General features: G+C 70.9%; 14 protein-coding genes. 7 read left to right on the forward strand and 7 right to left on the reverse strand.

Translation table 11 applies throughout. The features are described from left to right. The first annotated feature begins 20 nt into the window (after window positions 1-20). The 5 genes from AC0N04_RS13170 (at window position 21) to AC0N04_RS13190 (ending at window position 6,836) form a co-directional block, all read left to right on the forward strand. Window positions 21-1,079, forward strand: coding sequence for a cell division protein ZipA C-terminal FtsZ-binding domain-containing protein (locus AC0N04_RS13170; protein WP_474282349.1), 1,059 nt, complete (start codon window positions 21-23; stop codon window positions 1,077-1,079). Between the two features lie 218 nt (window positions 1,080-1,297). After that, window positions 1,298-2,080, forward strand: coding sequence for a hypothetical protein (locus AC0N04_RS13175; protein ID WP_474282351.1), 783 nt, complete (start codon window positions 1,298-1,300; stop codon window positions 2,078-2,080). A 39-nt stretch (window positions 2,081-2,119) separates the two neighbouring features. Continuing rightward, window positions 2,120-4,219: an NAD-dependent DNA ligase LigA gene (gene ligA, locus AC0N04_RS13180; protein ID WP_474282353.1), complete on the forward strand. Its 2,100-nt coding sequence runs from the start codon at window positions 2,120-2,122 to the stop codon at window positions 4,217-4,219. Window positions 4,220-4,260: 41 nt separating this feature from the next. Next, on the forward strand, window positions 4,261-4,815 hold the full coding sequence (gene def / locus AC0N04_RS13185) for a peptide deformylase (RefSeq protein ID WP_474282355.1): 555 nt from the start codon (window positions 4,261-4,263) through the stop codon (window positions 4,813-4,815). A 98-nt stretch (window positions 4,816-4,913) separates the two neighbouring features. Continuing rightward, window positions 4,914-6,836, forward strand: coding sequence for a DUF6600 domain-containing protein (locus AC0N04_RS13190; RefSeq protein WP_474282357.1), 1,923 nt, complete (start codon window positions 4,914-4,916; stop codon window positions 6,834-6,836). A gap of 43 nt (window positions 6,837-6,879) precedes the next feature. On the opposite strand, the gene AC0N04_RS13195 is transcribed toward AC0N04_RS13190, so the two are convergent. Then, window positions 6,880-7,563: an arylesterase gene (locus tag AC0N04_RS13195; RefSeq protein ID WP_474282359.1), complete on the reverse strand. Its 684-nt coding sequence runs from the start codon at window positions 7,561-7,563 to the stop codon at window positions 6,880-6,882. Between AC0N04_RS13195 and AC0N04_RS13200 the strand changes: the two genes are divergently transcribed. Then, window positions 7,562-8,236 carry an ABC transporter ATP-binding protein gene (locus tag AC0N04_RS13200; protein ID WP_474282361.1) on the forward strand — a complete coding sequence of 225 codons (675 nt, stop codon included), beginning with the start codon at window positions 7,562-7,564 and terminating at the stop codon, window positions 8,234-8,236. The genes AC0N04_RS13195 and AC0N04_RS13200 overlap by 2 nt on opposite strands. Window positions 8,237-8,252: 16 nt before the next feature. On the opposite strand, the gene AC0N04_RS13205 is transcribed toward AC0N04_RS13200, so the two are convergent. The 6 genes from AC0N04_RS13205 to map all read right to left on the reverse strand — a co-directional run bounded on the left by AC0N04_RS13205 (window position 8,253) and on the right by map (window position 14,469). Further along, window positions 8,253-8,873 (reverse strand): YitT family protein, encoded by a 621-nt coding sequence (locus AC0N04_RS13205; RefSeq protein WP_474282363.1) that lies wholly within the window; start codon window positions 8,871-8,873, stop codon window positions 8,253-8,255. Beyond that, window positions 8,870-9,088 (reverse strand): DUF2788 domain-containing protein, encoded by a 219-nt coding sequence (locus AC0N04_RS13210; protein WP_474282365.1) that lies wholly within the window; start codon window positions 9,086-9,088, stop codon window positions 8,870-8,872. The genes AC0N04_RS13205 and AC0N04_RS13210 overlap by 4 nt, the downstream gene beginning before the upstream one ends. Next, a complete protein-coding gene (locus AC0N04_RS13215) occupies window positions 9,088-9,885 on the reverse strand; it encodes a DUF2189 domain-containing protein (protein ID WP_474282367.1) in 798 nt (265 codons plus the stop codon). The genes AC0N04_RS13210 and AC0N04_RS13215 overlap by 1 nt, the downstream gene beginning before the upstream one ends. Before the next feature lie 102 nt (window positions 9,886-9,987). Next, a complete protein-coding gene (gene mnmH, locus AC0N04_RS13220; protein ID WP_474282369.1) occupies window positions 9,988-11,043 on the reverse strand; it encodes a tRNA 2-selenouridine(34) synthase MnmH in 1,056 nt (351 codons plus the stop codon). Window positions 11,044-11,053: 10 nt separating this feature from the next. Continuing rightward, window positions 11,054-13,666, reverse strand: a complete 2,613-nt coding sequence (locus AC0N04_RS13225) for a [protein-PII] uridylyltransferase (protein WP_474282371.1) — start codon at window positions 13,664-13,666, stop codon at window positions 11,054-11,056. Then, complete coding sequence (map, locus tag AC0N04_RS13230; RefSeq protein ID WP_474282373.1) at window positions 13,666-14,469, reverse strand: type I methionyl aminopeptidase; 804 nt, start codon at window positions 14,467-14,469, stop codon at window positions 13,666-13,668. Before map ends, AC0N04_RS13225 begins: the two co-directional genes overlap by 1 nt. A gap of 220 nt (window positions 14,470-14,689) precedes the next feature. Between map and purL the strand changes: the two genes are divergently transcribed. Next, a complete protein-coding gene (gene purL / locus AC0N04_RS13235; protein ID WP_474282375.1) occupies window positions 14,690-18,697 on the forward strand; it encodes a phosphoribosylformylglycinamidine synthase in 4,008 nt (1,335 codons plus the stop codon). Window positions 18,698-18,828 lie beyond the last annotated feature (131 nt).

Raw genomic sequence — 18,828 nt, forward strand, 5'->3', positions numbered from 1 at the left:
CTCTCAAAGGAATTTCAGGCATGACTCTCACCGTTGCGCTGGCCATGCTTGCGGGCGTGGTGTTGCTGGGTGTGGTGGTCCATGGCGCCTGGAGTGCGCGCCGCGCCGGCCCGCGCCAGGCCCAGATCGACCCCGGCGACGCGGCCACCAACCGGCTCGAGCCGTCGCTGACGGGGCTGGACGCCGAGGCCGGCGGCCCCGACCACGGTCCGATGGACCTGCCCGACCTGCCGCGCACCGCCGTGCTGGCGCGCCGTGCGGCACGCATCGACGCGCTGATCGACGCCATCGCCACCGCCCGCCCGGAGACGCCGGTCAGCGGCGAGATGGCGCTGCAGCATCTGCCGCCGACCCGCCGCGCCGGCTCCAAGGCCTTTCACATCGAAGGCCTGAACGCCGACACCGGCGACTGGGAACAGCCCCGGCCGGGCCAGCGCTATGGCGAATTCCAGGCGGCGGTGCAACTGGCGAACCGCCATGGGGCGCTCAACGAGATCGAGTACAGCGAGTTCGTGCAGAAGGTGCAGGCCTTCGCCGATGCGCTGGGTGCGATGCCCGACTTCCCCGACATGCTCGACGCGGTCGCCCGGGCCCGCGAGCTGGACGCGTTTTCCAGCCAGCACGACGCGCAGCTGACCGCGATCCTGCGCGCCAACTCGGTGGCCTGGAGCGTGGGCTACCTGCAGCAGGCCGCCGGCCGCCACGGCTTCGTGCCGGGCGTGGTGCCGGGCCGCCTGGTGCTGCCTGCCGCCGAGGAGGGTGCGCCGCCGATGCTGGTGTTGTCGTTCGACCACCAGGCGGCCTTGGCCGAGGATCCGGGCGAGGCGGCGCTGCGTGAGATCACGCTGAGCCTCGACGTGCCGCAAACCCCGGAGAGCGCCGAGCCCTTCGCCGCCTGGCAGGAGTCGACCCGCCGCCTGGCCGAGGACCTGGACGCGACGCTGGTCGACGACCAGGGCCAGCCGATCACGCTCCATGCCTTCGCCGCGATCGGCCAGGAGCTGACCCGCCTGTACCGGGCGTTGGAGTCGCGCGACCTGGCCGCCGGCAGCCAGGCGGCCCGGCGCTTGTTCAGCTGAAGACATGGCGGCTCGGTGATGGGGCCGGCGGTGCGGCCGGTCCGCGTCCGCTCGCCGTCGAGGACGCGCAAACGGTCGCCGGTCTCCTGGCGTGGCGACCGCAGGTGCTCGGTACACTCTCGGCGATGTCCAGTCCCGCAACGCCCCCGTCGAGACAAGTCCTCTTCGAGGGCAGAGATCTACGCGTTCTGTTCGACGCGCGTCCGGGGCCTGCCGTGGTGACGGCATTCAACTGGGTTGGCTATCGCGCTCAGGAAGGGCGTTTCGACGCCGATCACTTGCTGGAACGTCTGGGCTACGCCGCCGTCGGCGTGGTGTCGCTGCGCGACCACTGGTATTGCACGCCTGAATTGGCATCGGCTGCCGCAGCGATCCGCGAGGTCACCAGGCCCTTTTCCCAGCGCGTCGGTTTTGGCTTCAGCATGGGGGCGTACGCCGCGCTGCGCTACGCGAAGCTGCTGGATCTGAGTCATGTGCTGGCGTTCTCGCCGCAGTGGTCCATCGATCCGACCGAAGCGCCTTGGGATTTGCGCTATCGCCGCCACGCGGCCGCCGAGCATCAGGGTATGGGCATTCGCACAGGCGATCTGGGCGGGCGGGCGCACGTGTTCTTTGATCCCTGCTATGAGGTAGATCGACGGCATGTCGAGCGCATTGCCGACGCGGGTGCGGTCCAGCTGGTGCCGATGCGCCATTGCGATCACGACACCATCAAGGTCGTCGCAGGGGCGACATCCATGGCGGCCATCTTTCGTTCGTGCCTCGATGGTGATGAGCGCGCGATGCACGAGTCCGTGCGTCGGAGTCGGCGGGCCAGCCGAGTGTTCCGAAGCGTTCTGCTGGCCCATCGCGGTGCGCGCCGCCTGGCGGTCGGCGACCTGGAACGGGCCCAGACCTGGCTCGCGCTGGCAGAGGCCGCGTCACCGTCGGCCTCCTCCACCGCGGCAGTCCAGCAACTTGCCGCGGGACTGCGCCGCCGGCACGGCACCCTGTCTTCATGACCCTGGGCCGAACTGGCCCGCGATCCCGCCGCCTCAACCATGTTCTCTAGCACGCTTCGCGAAGACGATGCCCGGCGCGCAGCCGAACTGCGCCTGCAGTTGCAGCACCACGCCCACCTCTACTACGTGCTGGATCAGCCCAGCATTCCCGACGCCGAATACGACCGCCTGTTCCGCGAGTTGCAGGCCCTCGAAGCGGCGCATCCCGAGTTGCGCACGCCCGATTCGCCGACCCAGCGGGTGATCGGCACGGTGCTCGACGGCTTTGCGCCGGTGCGCCATGCGGTGCCGATGCTCAGCATCCGCACCGAAACCGACACCACGGCCGGTGGCGCCGAGGCCTTCGACGCCCGGGTGCGGCGCGAGCTGGCGTTGACCGAGGCCGACCCGCCGGTGGTCTACGCCGCCGAGCTGAAGTTCGACGGCCTGGCGATCAACCTGCGCTACGAGCATGGCGTGCTGGTGCAGGCCGCCACCCGGGGCGACGGCGAGACCGGCGAGGACGTGACCCAGAACATCCGCACGATCGGCCAGATCCCGCTCAGGCTGCTTGCCGGCGCCCCGACCGGGCCCGAGGACCTCGCCGTCCTGGAAGTGCGCGGCGAGGTCTACATGCGGCGCGACGACTTCGAGGCGCTGAACGAGCGCCAGCGCGCGCTGATCGCCGCCGGCGCGAAGAACGAGAAGACCTTCGTCAACCCGCGCAATGCCGCGGCCGGCGCGGTGCGCCAGCTCGATCCGGCGATCGCCGCCAAGCGGCCGCTGAGCTTCTTTGCCTACGGCCTGGGCGAGGTGCGGGGCTGGACGGTGCCGGCGACCCACAGCGCGCTGCTGGACGCGCTGGCGGCGATGGGCCTGCCGGTCTGCGCCGACCGCGCGGTGGTACGGGGCGCGGCGGGCCTGGTCGAGTTCCATCAGCGCATGGGCGCGCGACGCGACGCGCTGCCCTTCGACATCGACGGCGTGGTCTACAAGGTCGACGACCGCGCGCTCCAGGAGCGCCTGGGCTTCGTCACGCGCGAGCCGCGCTGGGCGGTGGCGCACAAATATCCGGCGCAGGAAATGATGACGCGGCTGCTGGCGATCGACATCCAGGTCGGCCGCACCGGCAAGCTCACGCCGGTGGCCAAGCTGGAGCCGGTGTTCGTCGGCGGCACGACGGTCAGCAACGCCACCTTGCACAACGAGGACGAAACGCGCCGCAAGGACGTGCGCATCGGCGACACCGTGATCGTGCGCCGAGCGGGCGACGTGATCCCGGAGGTGGTGGGCGTGGTGCTGGAGCGGCGTCCGGCCGAGGTGGGCGAGCCGTTCGACCTGTACCGGCGGCTGGGCGGTCGGTGCCCGGTCTGCGCCAGCCCGATCGAGCGCGAAGAAGGCGAGGCCGACTGGCGCTGCACCGGCGGGCTCACCTGTCCGGCGCAGCGCAAGCAGGCGCTGCTGCACTTCGCCGGCCGCCGCATGATGGACATCGAGGGCCTGGGAGACAAGCTGGTCGATCAACTGGTCGACGCCGGCATCGTGGCCCGCCTGCCCGACCTGTACAAGCTGGGTTTCGTGCACCTGGCGGCGCTCGATCGCATGGGCGACAAGAGCGCACAGAACCTGATCGCGGCGATCGAGAAGAGCAAGGCCACCACGCTGGGGCGCTTCCTGTTCAGCCTGGGCATCCGCCATGTCGGCGAGGCCACCGCCAAGGATCTGGCGCGCCACTTCGGCAGCATCGACCGGCTGATGGACGCCCGTCTCGAAGAGCTGCTGGAGGTGCCCGACGTCGGCCCGGTGGTGGCCGCCAGCGTTCGCCATTTCTTCGACCAGCCGCAGCACCGAGAGGTGGTCGAGCAACTGCGTGCCGTCGGCGTGCACTGGCCGGATGCCCAGGGCACGGCCAGCGACCTGCCGCGGCCGCTGCTGGGCCGCGTGCTGGTGCTGACGGGCACGCTGCCCTCACTCAGCCGCGACGAGGCCAAGGCCTTGATCGAGGCGGCGGGCGGCAAGGTCACCGGTTCGGTGTCGAAGAAGACCGATTACGTGGTCGCCGGCGACGAGGCCGGCAGCAAGCTCGACAAGGCCCGCGAGCTGGGCGTGCCGGTGATCGACGAGGCCGCGTTGCGCACCCTGTTGACCCCCCCGACCTGAGCGGCCGGCACCACCGAGCTCCTGACTGGAAAGCAAACGCCATGGCGATTCGAGAGATCCTGAAAATGGGCGACGCCCGCCTGCTGCGCGTCGCGCCGCCGGTCGAACGCTTCGACACGCCCGAGCTCAAGGCGCTGATCGTCGATCTGTTCGACACCATGGCCCATGCGCACGGCGCGGGCCTCGCGGCGCCGCAGATCGGCGTCGACCTCCAGGTGGTGGTCTTCGGCTTCGACCGGCTCGATCGCTACCCCGACGCTCCCGCCGTGCCGCTGACCGTGTTGATCAATCCGCAACTGACGCCGCTGATGGGCGACGACGGCCAGCCCGAGTGGGAGGACGGCTGGGAAGGCTGCCTCAGCGTGCCGGGCCTGCGCGGCCTGGTGCCTCGCCATCGGCGGCTGCGCTACACCGGGGTCGATCCGCAAGGCCAGCTCATCGATCGCGTGGCGGAGGGCTTCCATGCCAGGGTGGTGCAACACGAATGCGACCACCTGATCGGCCGTCTCTACCCGACCCGGATGCGGGACTTGACCCGGCTGGGTTTCACCGAGGTGCTGTTTCCGGACGCCGCGCCGGCCGACGGCGACGACTGATCCCGGCCAGGCCAGGCCCCGGGTGTGACACGCTTGCTGACATTCCGGCCGTCGGCGCGGCGTGGGGCTGGCGCGTTGAAGGTTCTGGAGGTGTTCGCATGAACCAACGCGTTGATTCCTGGACGGCCTGGTGGCGCGTCCGTCGCTGGTCCGGCCTGGGCTTGGCCATGGTCATGGGCCTGGCGGCTCTGACGGCGTCGGCCCAGGACGACCCGCCGGGCCGGGTGGGCCGCGTGGGCGAGGTCCGGGGCCCGGTCTGGATGCAGAACGGCGGCCAGGGCGAATCGTTCGGCGTCCAGCGCAATCAGCCGGTCACCACCGGCGACCATCTCAGCACCGACCGCGACGGGCGGGTCGAGGTCCAGATCGGATCGACCACGCTGCGCCTGGCCGGCCGCAGCGACCTGCAGGTGCTGGCGCTCGACGACCGCCGGATCGAGGTCTTGCTCAACCGCGGCAGCGTGGCGCTGCGCGTGCGTGAGCCCGAGGCCGCCGCCGAGATCGGCGTGCAGACCGCCGACGGCCGCTTCTCGCCCGCCCGGCCGGGTTTGTTCCGCATCGATCGCGGCGAGCAAAGCAGTTTCGCGGCGGCGCAGGGCAGCGACTTGCAGTTCGATGCAAGGGACAGTGCGCTGACGATCGGCGCGGGCCAGCGTGCCGAGGTCTGGCAGGACCCCACCGACGGACGCACCCATTACAGCTGGGCCCAGCCGTCGAACGACGACTTCGACCGCTGGGCGCGTAGCGACGCAGGCCGCGGCCTGCCGGTGGCCGAACAACAGCACTGGGTGTCGCCGGAAATGACCGGCGTCGGCGACCTGGACGCCTACGGTCAATGGCAGACCAGCGCCGAATACGGCCCGCTGTGGGCGCCGATGGTCGATGCCGGCTGGGCACCCTACCGCTACGGCCACTGGGCCTGGGTCAGTCCCTGGGGCTGGACCTGGGTCGACGACGCGCCGTGGGGCTTCGCCCCGTTCCATTACGGCCGCTGGGTGCTGTGGGGCGGCCGCTGGTGCTGGGCGCCGGGGCGCTACGAGCCCAGACCGGTCTATGCGCCGGCCCTGGTGGCCTGGGTCGGCGGTGGCCAGTTCGGGCTGTCGATGGCGGTGGGTGCCGGGGCGGCGGTGGGCTGGATCGCCCTGGCCCCGGACGAGCCGTATCACCCGACCTACCGGGTGTCCGACCGCTACTGGGACCGGCTCAACCGGCCCGACGAACGTGACCATGATGGCCGAGACTGGCACCGGGACCGCGATGCCCGGCCGCCGACGATGTACCGCAACCAGGCCGTGGTCGGTGGGGTCACGGCCGTTGCCGGCGACGCGTGGAATCAGCGCCGCGCGGTGCCGGTGGGCCGCCAGCGGGCACCGGACGCGGCCGTGATGGGCGAGTTGCGCGCCGGCCGGGCGCAATTCGTTGCCCCTGCGGCACCGAACCTGCCGCGTGGCGCAGGCCGCCCGATGCCGGTGCCGCCCGGTGCCATGCCGGCGCAGCAGCGCCCGCAGCCGGCGCCGTTCCAGCAGCCGGTGGCACCGGCCGCGGTGCCGAACCGGGGCGCGGGTCCGTCCTGGCCGGCCGATGCCCGTCCGGGCGAGCGGGGCCGCGAGCTGCCGGGGCGCAACGACGGGGCCCGGATGCCGGCTCCCGCATCGCAGGTCGCGCCACCGTTCGTGCCGGCGCGGCCGGCACCGCAGCAGGCCCCCGTCCGGACCTGGCCGGCACCGGCGCCCCAGGCGCCGGCTGGCGAGCGCGGGCCGCAGCGTTGGGCGCCTGAGGCTCAACCCGCCGCTCCGTTGCCGGACAGCGTTCGGCCGAACCCCGGCCCGAACCGCAGCGTCGTGCCGGTGGCGCCACCGGCCGCGATGCCGCCGGCTGGCCGTGGCGGTCCCGAGGGCCGGGCGCCGGCCCTGGTCGAGCGGCCCGTGCCGCAGCGGCCGGCGGGCAACCAACCCGCTGACGACGGCCGCCGCGAGAACCCACGAGACGGACGGCCGGAACGGCGTATCGACGTGAATTGACCGGCCGGCGGAGCGGCCGCGACCCGCGGCTGCGGTCGCGGTGTCAGCGCGGCAGCAGCGGCTTGAGCGCCGGCCAGACATTGGCCAGCAGCGTCGGGTGGGCGGCGGCCAGCGGGTGGATGCGGTCGGGCTGGAACAGCGCCGTGGCGTCAGGACGGTCAGCCACGCCCTTCAGCAGAAACGGCACCAGCGCCGCCTTGCGCGTCGCCGCGACCTCGACGAAGCTGCGCGCAAAGTCGTCGCCATACTGCCGGCCGTAGTTGGGCGGCACCTGCATGCCCAGCAGCAGCACCTTGGCCCCGCTGGCCTGCGCGGCGGCGGTCATCGCGAGCAGGTTGTCCCGCGTCGCACGCAGCGGCAGGCCGCGCAGCGCGTCGTTGCCTCCCAGCTCGATCACGACGACGGCCGGGCGCTCGCGCGCCAGCAGCGCCGGCAGGCGGGTGCGCCCACCGGCCGTGGTGTCGCCGCTGATGCTGGCGTTGACGACCCGGACCCGGCGGTGCTCGGCCTGCAGCTTGTTCGCGAGCAAGGCCACCCAGCCGGTGCCACGCGCCAGGCCGTACTCGGCCGACAGGCTGTCGCCCAGCACCAGCAGCGTCGGGCCCGCGGGAGGCGAGCCCGCCACCGGCGAGGCTGCGCCACTCAGGCTACAGTGGGCGCCCAGGGTGAACGCCAGCACGGCCAGCCCCCACTGCCGTCGCACCTGCGCTCCTCTGCCTGTCCTCATGTCTGAACCTCTTCTTGTCGTCGACCATGTCAGCAAGCGCGTCAGCGATGCCACCGGCACGCTGACCATTCTCCACGACATCAGCTTCTCGCTGCAGGCGCGGGAATCGGCCGCCATCGTCGGGGCCTCGGGCTCCGGCAAGAGCACGTTGCTGGCGCTGATGGCCGGGCTGGACGTGCCCAGCGAAGGCACGATCCGGCTGGGCGGACAGGACCTGTTCGCCCTCGACGAGGATGCCCGTGCCGCCTTGCGGGCCAAGCACCTGGGCTTCGTGTTCCAGAGCTTCCAGCTGCTGGGCAACCGCACCGCGCTCGAGAACGTGATGCTGCCGCTGGAACTGGCCGGGTGGCGCGACGCGCGCGCCCAGGCCACCGAGATGCTGCGCCGCGTCGGCCTCGGGCAGCGGCTGCGCCATTACCCGAAGGTGCTGTCCGGCGGCGAGCAACAGCGGGTGGCGCTGGCGCGGGCCTTCGTGGTCCGGCCCGAATTGCTGCTCGCCGACGAGCCCACCGGCAGCCTGGATTTCGCCACCGGCGAGACGGTGATGGAACTGATGTTCGAGCTCAACCGGGAGGCCGGCACGACGCTGGTGCTGGTGACCCACGACCGCGCGATCGCGGCCCGCTGCGACCGCCAACTGCACCTGGAGGCGGGCCGGCTGCTGCCGGCGTGAGCGCGCCGGCCTGCGATCAAAAGGCCATGTAGCGGCCGGGCCGATGGTTGACGGCCAGCGCGAAGTTCATCGCCGCCGCGGCCAGCACCGACAGCGCCAGGCGCTGCGCGTCGATCCAGTGCCAGGACGCGAGCAGGATGCAGCCGTCGATCGCCATCTGAACCGCCCCGGCCCGCCAGCCGAAGCGCTCCTGCAGCCACAGCACCAGCACGTTCAAGCCGCCCAGGCTGGCGCGGTGCCGGAACAGGATGATGAAGCCCGCGCCCACCAGCAGGCCGCCGCCGATGGCGGCGAACAGCGGGTGCACCCACTGCACCACCAGCCAGCGCGGCAGCCACTCGCTCATCAGCGACAGCATCGTCACCGCGATGAAGGTCTTGATCGTGAAGCGCGCGCCCATGCGCTGCCAGGCCAGGGCATAGAACGGCAGGTTGACCACGAACAGCAGTGCGCCGAAGGGCCAGCCGGTGGCGTAATGGGCCAGGAAGGCCAGGCCGACGGTGCCCCCGGTGACCAGGCCGGCCTGGCGCAGTAGCACCAGGCCGACGGCGACGAACAAGGTGCCGGTGAACAGCGCCTGGGCATCGTCGAACAGCGAGTGCGGTGGGGTGGCGGGCTCGGCCGCGGCCGGGTTCATTCGATGACGCCGGCGATGAAGAACTTGATCAGGCCCTTGGCGGCGAAGCCGAGCAGGCCGACGCCCAGGCCCAGGAAGAGCACGAAGGTGCCGAACCGGCCGGCCTTCGATTCACGCGCCAGCTGGATGATGATGAACACCATGTAGAGCATGAAGGCCGTGACGCCGAAGGTCAGGCCGAACCACGAGATCTGCTCTTCCGTGAAGCCGAACATCAGGCGCGCTCCGACCACCCGGAGGTGTCCACCAGGTCACGATAGGCATGCCAGCTGGCATGGGCCAGCCACGGCACGACGATGACCAGGCCGATCAGCATCGACGCCATGCCCAGCCCGGTCAGCGCCAGGATCAGGCCGGCCCACAGGGCCATCGGCAGTGGATGCTCCATCACCACCCGCCAGCTGGTGAACACCGCGGCCAGCACGCTGGCATGGCGGTCCAGCAGCAAAGGCAGCGCGACCACGCTGGAGGCGAACACCGGCGCGGCCAGCACCGCGCCCAGCGCCAGCCAGATCTCGAACAAATGGCCTCGCTCGGCCAGCACCACATGGCGCAGGAAATCCAGCGGCGTGTTGATCGCGACCGGCGCGAAACCGGTGATCAGCGAGGCCGAGGTCATGACCCAGCCCAGGCCGGCGAACGACAGCAGCACGCCGAAGGCCATCAGCCGGCCGTCGTTCGGTTTCCAGGCCGCCAGGGCCGTGCCCAGGCCGGGGGATTCACCGCGCTCCAGGGCCCGGCTGACCGCGTACAGCCCGGTCGCCAGGATCGGCGCGACCAGCAGGAAGGCCGAGAACGCGCCTGCCAGCAGCCAGAAACGGCCGCTCGCCATCACGTAGAGCAGCCCACCGAACAGCGCCAGCGCCAGCCCGTGCAGCAGGCCCGGCACCGGGGCATTCATCAAGTCCGACCAGCCACGGGCCAGCCAGCCCAAGGGCCGAAGCGCGGGAATGCGGCGGACGCCAAAGCTACGGGATTCCTGCAAGGCCTTCTCGGCCATCGGGTTCGGCATGGGGCGCTATCCTGACAGGGGGTGAGGGGAGCCGGCTTGACAAAAAGCAAGTTTGGCGACGGAGCCATGATGCCCGCAATTCGCGCCGGCCTGCGCCGGCGTTCAGCGCAGCAGGCCGGCCGCCGCGGCGGCCAGCGCGGCGGCGTCGCCAGCGTCGAGCTGTAGCACCCGCGCGTGCTCGTGGGCCTGGAAGTGGCCTTGCGTCGAGTGGTCGTACAGCGGGTCGTAGTGCTGCTGGAGCAGTTCGGTCAACATGGCCTGCCATTGGCCCGAGCGGGCCTGGGCCTGCCAGCGGGCCACCGTGGCCTTGCCGCGCAACTCGGTCAGCGTCGCCAGGCGGGTGCACAAGGCCTCGACGTCCTGGGTGAAGAACGCATAATCCTGCAGCAGCAGCGCGCAACGGCCGGCCAGGCTCATCTCGATGCGGACCAGCCGACCCGTTTCGCGCATGGCGGCCAGCAGCGCGTCCGGCACCTGGCGGGCGCCGATGCGCCGGCTTTCGCTTTCGACGTAGACCGGACGGGCCGGGTCCAGTTCGCGCAGCGCCTGCCAGAGCTGGGTCTCGAAGTGCTTTTGCGAGGGCTGGGCGCGGTCGGGCAAGCCGCCCAGCACCGAGCCGCGGTGGCAGGCCAGGGCTTCCAGGTCCAGGGTTTGCGCGCCGGCGGCGTTCAGCGCCTGCAGCAGGCGGGTCTTGCCGCTGCCGGTGCGGCCGCTCAGCACCTGCCACTCGAAGCGGGCCGGCCAGGTGTCGAGTTCGTCGCGCACCCGGGCCCGGAACGCCTTGTAGCCGCCGCTGAGCTGGGTGGTGCGAAAGCCGATCTGCGCCAGCACCAACGACAGGCTGCCCGAGCGCTGCCCGCCGCGCCAGCAATAGACCAGCGGGCGCCAGTCGCGCGGCTGGCCGGCGACGTACCGCTCCAGCGTGTCGGCGATGCGGCGCGACACCAGGGCCGCGCCGAGCTTGCGGGCCTCGAAGGTCGAGACCTGGGTGTAGATCGTGCCGACGCGGGCCCGCTCGGCGTCGTCCAGCACCGGCCAGTTGACGGCGCCGGGCAGGTGGTCTTCGGCGAATTCGGCCGGCGAGCGCACGTCGATCAGCGCATCGAACCGGTCTTCGCCGTCCAGCACCTGCTGGGCGGAGCATTGCGCAAGACTCATCGCCGGTCCGTCAGGAAGTGGCCGCGAGGGCGTCCAGCAGCTCGGTCTCCACCTGCAGCTGCATGCGGGGCTGCTGCAAGGCGGCGCCGCTGACCAGGAAGGTGTCCTCGACCCGCTCGCCCAGCGTCGAAACCTTGGCCAGTTGCAGGCTGATCTGGTGCGCGCCGAGCACCCGTGCGATCGCGTAGAGCAGGCCGGCGCGGTCGCTGGCGCTGACCGACAGCAGCCAGCGCTGGGCGCGTTCGTCCGGGCGCAGCGACACCCGCGGCTTGACCGGGAAGGAGCGCACCCGGCGCGACAGCCGGCCACGCGCCGGCGGCGGCAGCGGGCCCTGGCTGGCCAGCGCGGTGGCGGCCTGAGTCTCGACCAGCGAGATCATGTCGCGGTAGCTGGTCGGACTCTGGTCCGGCATCAGCGGGCTGACCACCTGGAAGGTGTCCAGCGCGTACTGGGCGCGGGTGGTGTGCACCTTGGCGTCCTGGATCGAGAAGCCGGCGCCGTCGAAATAGCCGCAGATGCGGGCGAACAGGTCGGGCCGGTCGGGCGAGTAGACCAGCACCTGCAGGCCTTCGCCGACCGGCGACGGGCGGGCCCGGACGATCGGCTCCCGGCTGTCCAGATGGCGCCACAGCGCTCGCGCGTGCCAGGCGATCTCGGGGGCGTCGTGGCGGGCGAAGTAGCTCAGGTCCAGCGTCTTCCACAGCGCCTGCTCGGTGCCGGGCAGGGCCGAGTGCAGTGCCAGCAGCTGCTGCGCCTCCTGCTTGCGGGCTTCGATCTCGGCGTCGGCGTTGGGCGCGGCACCGCCAAGCGCGCGCAGCGTGTAGCGGAACAGGTCCTCGAGCAGCTTGGCCTTCCAGGCGTTCCAGACCTTGGGGCTGGTGCCACGGATGTCGGCCACGGTCAGCAGGTACAGCGCCGTCAGGCGGCGGGCGTCGCCCATCTCGGCCGCGAACGCCGCGATCACGGCCGGATCGGACAAGTCTTCCTTCTGCGCCACCCGGCTCATCGTCAGGTGGTGGCGGACGATGAATTCGACCAGCGCGCCGTCCTCGCGGCCGATGCCGTGGTCGCGGCAGAAGCGGCGCACCTCGATGCCGCCCAGCTGGGAATGGTCGCCGCCGCGCCCCTTGGCCACGTCGTGGAACAGCGCCGCGATGTACAGCAGCCAGGGCTTGTCCCAGTCGGCGGCCAGCTGCGAGCAGAACGGGTACTCGTGGGTGTGCTCGGGGATGAAGAAGCGGCGCACGTTGCGCAGCACCATCAGGATGTGCTGGTCGACCGTGTAGACGTGGAACAGGTCGTGCTGCATGCGTCCGACGATGCGCCGGAACACCCACAGGTAGCGACCCAGCACCGAGGTCTGGTTCATCAGCCGGAAGGCGTGCGTCTGGCCCTCGGGCTGGCGCAGGATGTCCATGAACAGCTCGCGGTTGATCGGGTCGCGCCGGAACGCCCCGTCCATCAGGTTGCGGGCGTTGTAGAGGGCGCGCAGCGTGCGGGCCGACAAACCCTTGATCCCCGGCGTCTGCTGGTAGACCAGGAAAGTCTCGAGGATCGCGTGCGGGTTGTCGGCGTAGAGATCGTCGCGCACCACCTCCAGCATGCCGGCGCGGTCGAGGAAGCGCGCGTTGATCGGCCGCATCGGCAGGCTTTCCGCGCCGGTGATCCGCTCCTCGATGTTGAGCATCAGGATCTGGTTGAGCTGGGTCACCGCCTTGGCCGCCCAGTAGTAGCGGTGCATCAGCACCTCCGAGGCCCGCTCGGACTTGCTGCTGTGGTAGCCGAAGCTCTCCGCCACGGCGGTCTGCAGGTCGAACACCAGCCGGTCCTCGCGGCGGCCGGCCACCAGGTGCAGCCGGCAGCGGATCAGCTTCAGCGTGCCCTCCTGGCGTTGCAGCTGCTTGACCTCGAACGGCGTGATCAGGCCCTTGGCCGCCAACTCGCTCCAGGTCCGGCCCAGGCCGGCGGCGCGGGCGACCCAGGTCACGACCTGCAGGTCGCGCAGACCGCCCGGGCTTTCCTTGCAGTTCGGCTCCAGCGAGTAGGGCGTGTCTTCGTACTTCACGTGGCGCTGGCGCAGCTCCAGCGTCTTGGCACGGCAGAACGCGGCGGGGTCGAGGACCGCGTCGGTGGCGCGGCGGAACTCGGTGAACAGGCGGCGCGGGCCGGTCAGCAGGCGGCTCTCCAGCAGCGCGGTCTGCACCGTCACGTCGTTGCCGGCTTCGGTGACGCAGTCGGCGACGGTGCGCACCGAGGAGCCGATTTCCAGCCCGATGTCCCAGCAGGCGGTGATGAAGGCCGGCACCGCCTCCTGCGCGGCCTGGGCGGCGGCCGGGCCGTGCGGCAGCAGCACCAGCACGTCGACGTCGGAGTACGGAAACAGCTCGCCGCGGCCGTAGCCACCGACCGCCAGCAGCGCGCCGCCGGCGGGCATGCCCGATTGTTGCCACAGCCGGACGAGCGTCGCGTCGACATGCCGCGCCAGCGAACGCATCAGCTGGTTGGCGCTGGTGGTGGTGGGGCGCGAACTTCGGAAATGATCGAGCAGCGCGGCCTTGCCGTCGCGAAAGGAGGCCCTGAGTTCGGCCACCGTGCGTGGCGCTGACTCCGCTGCGGCCGGCATCAGCCGTTCACGAATGCCGGCACCGGCGGCGTGCCGGCGGACACCGTCAGCACCTCGTAGCCGGTGTCGGTGACGACGATGGTGTGCTCCCACTGGGCCGACAGCGAGCGGTCCTTGGTGACGATGGTCCAGCCGTCGCCCATCTCCTTGATCTCGCGCCGGCCGGCGTTGATCATCGGCTCGATGGTGAAGACCATGCCCGGCACCAGCTCTTCCAGCGTGCCGGGGCGGCCGTAGTGCAGCACCTGGGGTTCCTCGTGGAACTTGCGCCCGATGCCGTGGCCGCAGAACTCGCGCACCACCGAGAAGCCCTGGTTTTCGGCGAAGGTCTGGATCGCGTGGCCGATGTCGCCCAGCCGCGCACCGGGCTTGACCTTCTGGATGCCCTTCCACATCGCGTCGTAGGTGACCTGGCACAGGCGCTTGGCCGCGATCGAGCCTTCGCCGACGATGTACATCCGGCTCGAATCGCCGTGCCAGCCGTCCTTGATGACGGTGACGTCGATGTTGACGATGTCGCCGTTCTTCAGCGCCTTGTCGCCGGGAATGCCGTGGCAGACCTGGTGGTTGATCGAGGTGCAGACCGATTTCGGATACGGCGCGTAGCCCGGCGGGGCATAGTTCAGCGGCGCCGGAATGGCCTTTTGCACGTGGACGATGTGGTCGTGGGCCAGCTTGTCGAGGTGGTCGGTGGTGACGCCGGGCTTGACGTGCTCGGTCAGCATGTCCAGCACTTCGGAGGTCAGCCGGCCGGCGATGCGCATCGCTTCGATGTCGGCCGGGGTCTTGAGGGTCATCGTCATGGGGCGGGATTATGTCTGTGGCGACCGCCGGCGCGACCCGCGCACGGCGCCGGGCAGCGGGAACGGCTGTCGGGCAGCGAAGCGCGCATTGTCCCATCGCATCGTAAAATTCGCCGCTTGCCATGGACTGTCCCTGCCTGCCAGCGGGGTGAATCGGTCCTGGTTTCGCCTTTCGGGCATGCCTTGCCCAGCCCTTGCCGCCGCCTTTCGACGGAACACCATGTCTTCAGCTTCCAAGACCTTGATGCATTTCGAAGGCGGCAACGCCTTGTCCGCTTTCCGTGCCGCTGCGCTGCTGCCGGCGCTGCAGGCGGCCTGCCCCCGCATCGCCGCGGTCAGCGCCCGCCATGTGCACTGGGTGGGGGCGGACACCGAGCTGGACCGGGCCTCGCGCGACAAGCTGGCCGCGCTGCTGGACTATGGCGACGCCTACGCCGGCGAGACCGAGGGCGAACTGGTGCTGGTGATGCCACGCCTGGGCACCGTGTCGCCGTGGGCGTCGAAAGCCACCGACATCGCCCACAACTGCGGCCTGGGCGTTCATCGCATCGAGCGCGTGACCGAATTCCGCCTGTCGCTCAAGGCCGGCCTGCTGGCCGGGTTGACCGGTGCCGGCCGGGCGCTCAGCGACGCCGAGCGGCAGGCCTGTGCCCAACTGCTGCACGACCGCATGACCGAGAGCGTGGCCTTCGAGCGCGAGGCCGCGCGCCACCTGTTCGATGCGCAGCCGGCCGAGCCGCTGGCGCACGTGGACGTGCTGGGCCAGGGCCCGAACGGCGGCAGGAAGGCGCTGGAGAAGGCCAACGTCGAGTTCGGCCTGGCCTTGTCGGACGACGAGATCGACTACCTGGTCAAGGCCTTCACCGGCCTGGCGCGCAACCCCAGCGATGTCGAGCTGATGATGTTCGCGCAGGCCAACTCCGAGCACTGCCGGCACAAGATCTTCAACGCCGAGTTCACGATCGACGGCGAGAAGCAGCCGCTGTCGATGTTCGGCATGATCCGCCACACCGAGAAGCTCAACCCGCAGCACACCATCGTCGCCTACAGCGACAACGCGGCGGTGATGGAAGGCGGCCCGGTCGAGCGCTGGCTGCCGCAGGGCTATACCAACGCCCCGGCCTACGGCGCGCGACACGAGACCACGCACGTGCTGATGAAGGTCGAGACCCACAACCACCCGACCGCGATCTCGCCGTTTCCCGGCGCCTCCACCGGCGCCGGCGGCGAGATCCGCGACGAAGGCGCGACCGGCCGCGGCTCGCGCCCCAAGGTCGGCCTGACCGGCTTCTCGGTCTCGAACCTGCACCTGCCCGGCACCCGCGAGCCCTGGGAGACCACACCCTACGGCAAACCCGAGCACATCGCCAGCGCGCTGCAGATCATGACCGAGGGCCCGCTGGGCGGCGCCGCGTTCAACAACGAGTTCGGCCGCCCCAACCTGGCCGGCTACTTTCGCGTCTACGAGCAGACCGTCGGCGAGCTGCGGCGCGGCTACCACAAGCCCATCATGATCGCCGGCGGCTTGGGGCAGATCAGCGATGGCCAGACGCACAAGCTGCCGTTCGGCGCCGGCACGCTGCTGATCCAGCTCGGCGGGCCCGGCATGCGCATCGGCATGGGCGGCGGCGCCGCCAGCTCGATGGCGGCCGGCACCAACGCTGCGTCGCTCGATTTCGACTCGGTGCAGCGAGGCAACCCCGAGATCCAGCGCCGCGCGCAGGAGGTCATCAACCACTGTTGGGCGCTGGGCGACACCAACCCCATCGTGGCGATCCACGACGTCGGCGCCGGCGGCATCAGCAATGCCTTCCCCGAGCTGGTCGACGGCGCCGGCAAGGGCGCGCGCTTCGATCTGCGCAAGGTGCCGCTGGAAGAGACCGGCCTGGCACCCAAGGAAATCTGGTGCAACGAGAGCCAGGAGCGCTACACGCTGGCGGTGAACCCGGCGCTGCTGCCGTTGTTCGAGCAGATGTGCGAGCGCGAGCGCTGCCCGTTCGCCGTCGTCGGCGTGGCCACCGACGAGCCCGAACTGATCGTCGAGCAGGGCCCTGGCGGCGAACGGGTGATCGACATGCCGATGGAGGTGCTGCTGGGCAAGCCACCCAAGATGCAGCGCGACGTGGCCCGCGTGGCACGCACGCTGCCCCCGATGGACCTGAGCGCGGTGTCGCTGGAACAGGCCGCGCTGGACGTGCTGCGCCACCCCACGGTGGCCAGCAAGCGCTTCCTGGTGACCATCGGCGACCGCACGGTCGGCGGCCTGAACCACCGCGACCAGATGGTCGGCCCGTGGCAGGTGCCGGTGGCCGACTGCGCGGTGACGCTGGCCGACTACGCCGGTTTCCGCGGCGAGGCGATGAGCCTGGGCGAGCGCACGCCGCTGGCCGCGCTGGACGCGCCGGCCTCGGGCCGCATGGCGGTGGCCGAGGCGCTGACCAACCTGCTGGCCGCGCCGTTCGAACTGCAGCGCGTCAAGCTCAGCGCCAACTGGATGGCAGCCTGCGGCGAGCCCGGCGAAGACGCCGCACTGTACGAGACGGTCAAGGCGGTGGGCATGGACCTGTGTCCGGCGCTGGGCATCAGCATTCCGGTGGGCAAGGACAGCCTGTCGATGCGCACCCGCTGGCAGGATGACGGTGAAGCTAAGCAGATCGTGGCGCCGGTCTCGCTGATCGTCACCGCCTTCGCCACGCTGGCCGACGTGCGCGGCACGCTGACGCCGCAACTGCAGGCCGGCGACACCACGCTGATCCTGGTCGATCTGGGCAACGGCAAGGCCCGCATGGGCGGCTCCATCCTGGGCCAGACCCTGCAGCAGTTCGGCCACGAGGTACCGGACCTGGACGACCCGCAGCAGCTCAAGGCCCTGATCGCCGCGGTCAACCAACTGCGCGCCGAGGGCAAGCTGCTGGCCTACCACGATCGCTCGGACGGCGGCCTGTGGGCGGCGGCCTGCGAGATGGCCTTCGCCGGCAAGCGCGGCATCAGCCTGAACGTGGACCTGCTGGTCACCGAGGGCGACGGCATTTCCGACAGCCGTGCCGATGTCGGCGATGCCAAGAACTGGGCCGGCCAGACCCGCGGCCGGCGCGACGAGCTGACGCTCAAGGCCTTGTTCAACGAGGAGCTGGGCGCGCTGATCCAGGTCAGGACGGCTGACCGCGACGCGGTGCTGGGCACGCTGCGCGCCCACGGCCTGGGCAAGCTCAGCCACGTGGTGGGCAAGCCCAACGACAAGGCGGTGGTCGAGGTCTGGCGCGACGCCAAGAGTCAGTTCAGCGCGCCGCTGGCGCAATTGCACCAGGTCTGGGACGAGGTGAGCTGGCGCATCGCGCGCCTGCGCGACAACCCGGCCTGCGCCGACAGCGAGCACGCCGCGGCCGGTGGCGCCGATGGCGGCCTGCATGTCGCGCTCAGCTTCGATCCGACCGACAACGTCGCCGCGCCGTTCATCGGCCGGGCCCGGCCGAAGGTGGCCATCCTGCGCGAGCAGGGCGTCAACAGCCACGTCGAGACCAGCTACGCCTTCGACCAGGCCGGCTTCGAGGCCTACGACGTGCACATGAGCGACCTGCAGACCGGCCGCGCCCGGCTCGACCAGTTCCAGGGCTTCGTCGCCTGCGGCGGTTTCAGCTATGGCGACACGCTGGGCGCCGGCGAGGGCTGGGCCCGCTCGGTGATGTTCAATCCGGCGCTGGCCGACCAGTTCTCGGCCTTCTTCGGCCGCCCCGACACCTTCGCGCTGGGCATTTGCAACGGCTGCCAGATGATGGCGGCGCTGTCGCCCATCATCCCCGGCGCCCGGCACTGGCCCAAGTTCACCCGCAACAAGAGCGAGCAGTTCGAGGCCCGCCTGGCGATGGTGGAGGTGCTGGCGAGCCCGTCGATCTTCTTCGACGGCATGGCCGGCAGCCGCCTGCCGATCGCCGTGGCGCACGGCGAAGGCTATGCCGATTTCTCGCAGCGCGGCGATGCCTCGCGGGTGCAGCGCGCGATGCGCTTCGTCGACGGGCAGGGCGCCGCCACCGAGGTCTACCCCTTCAATCCCAACGGCAGCCCCGACGGCCTGACCTCGGTCACCACCGACGACGGCCGCTTCACCGTGCTGATGCCCCACCCCGAGCGCGTCTTCCGCAACGTGCTGATGAGCTGGACCGAGGGCGACCTCAGCGCGCACAGCCCGTGGATGCGGATGTTCCGCAACGCGCGCAAGCGATTGGGTTGAGGGCGCGGCGGCTGGCCGCCACGGTGGCGGGCGCGCCGGGGGCGGGGGAGTTCACCGGCGGGCTGGGTGGGCCATGACGCTAGCCAAACGGGCCGGCAAGCGGTAAGGTCGCCAGGGTCCTGGGTTCATCA

It is taken from the genome of Ideonella sp. sgz306126, from assembly GCF_056032705.1.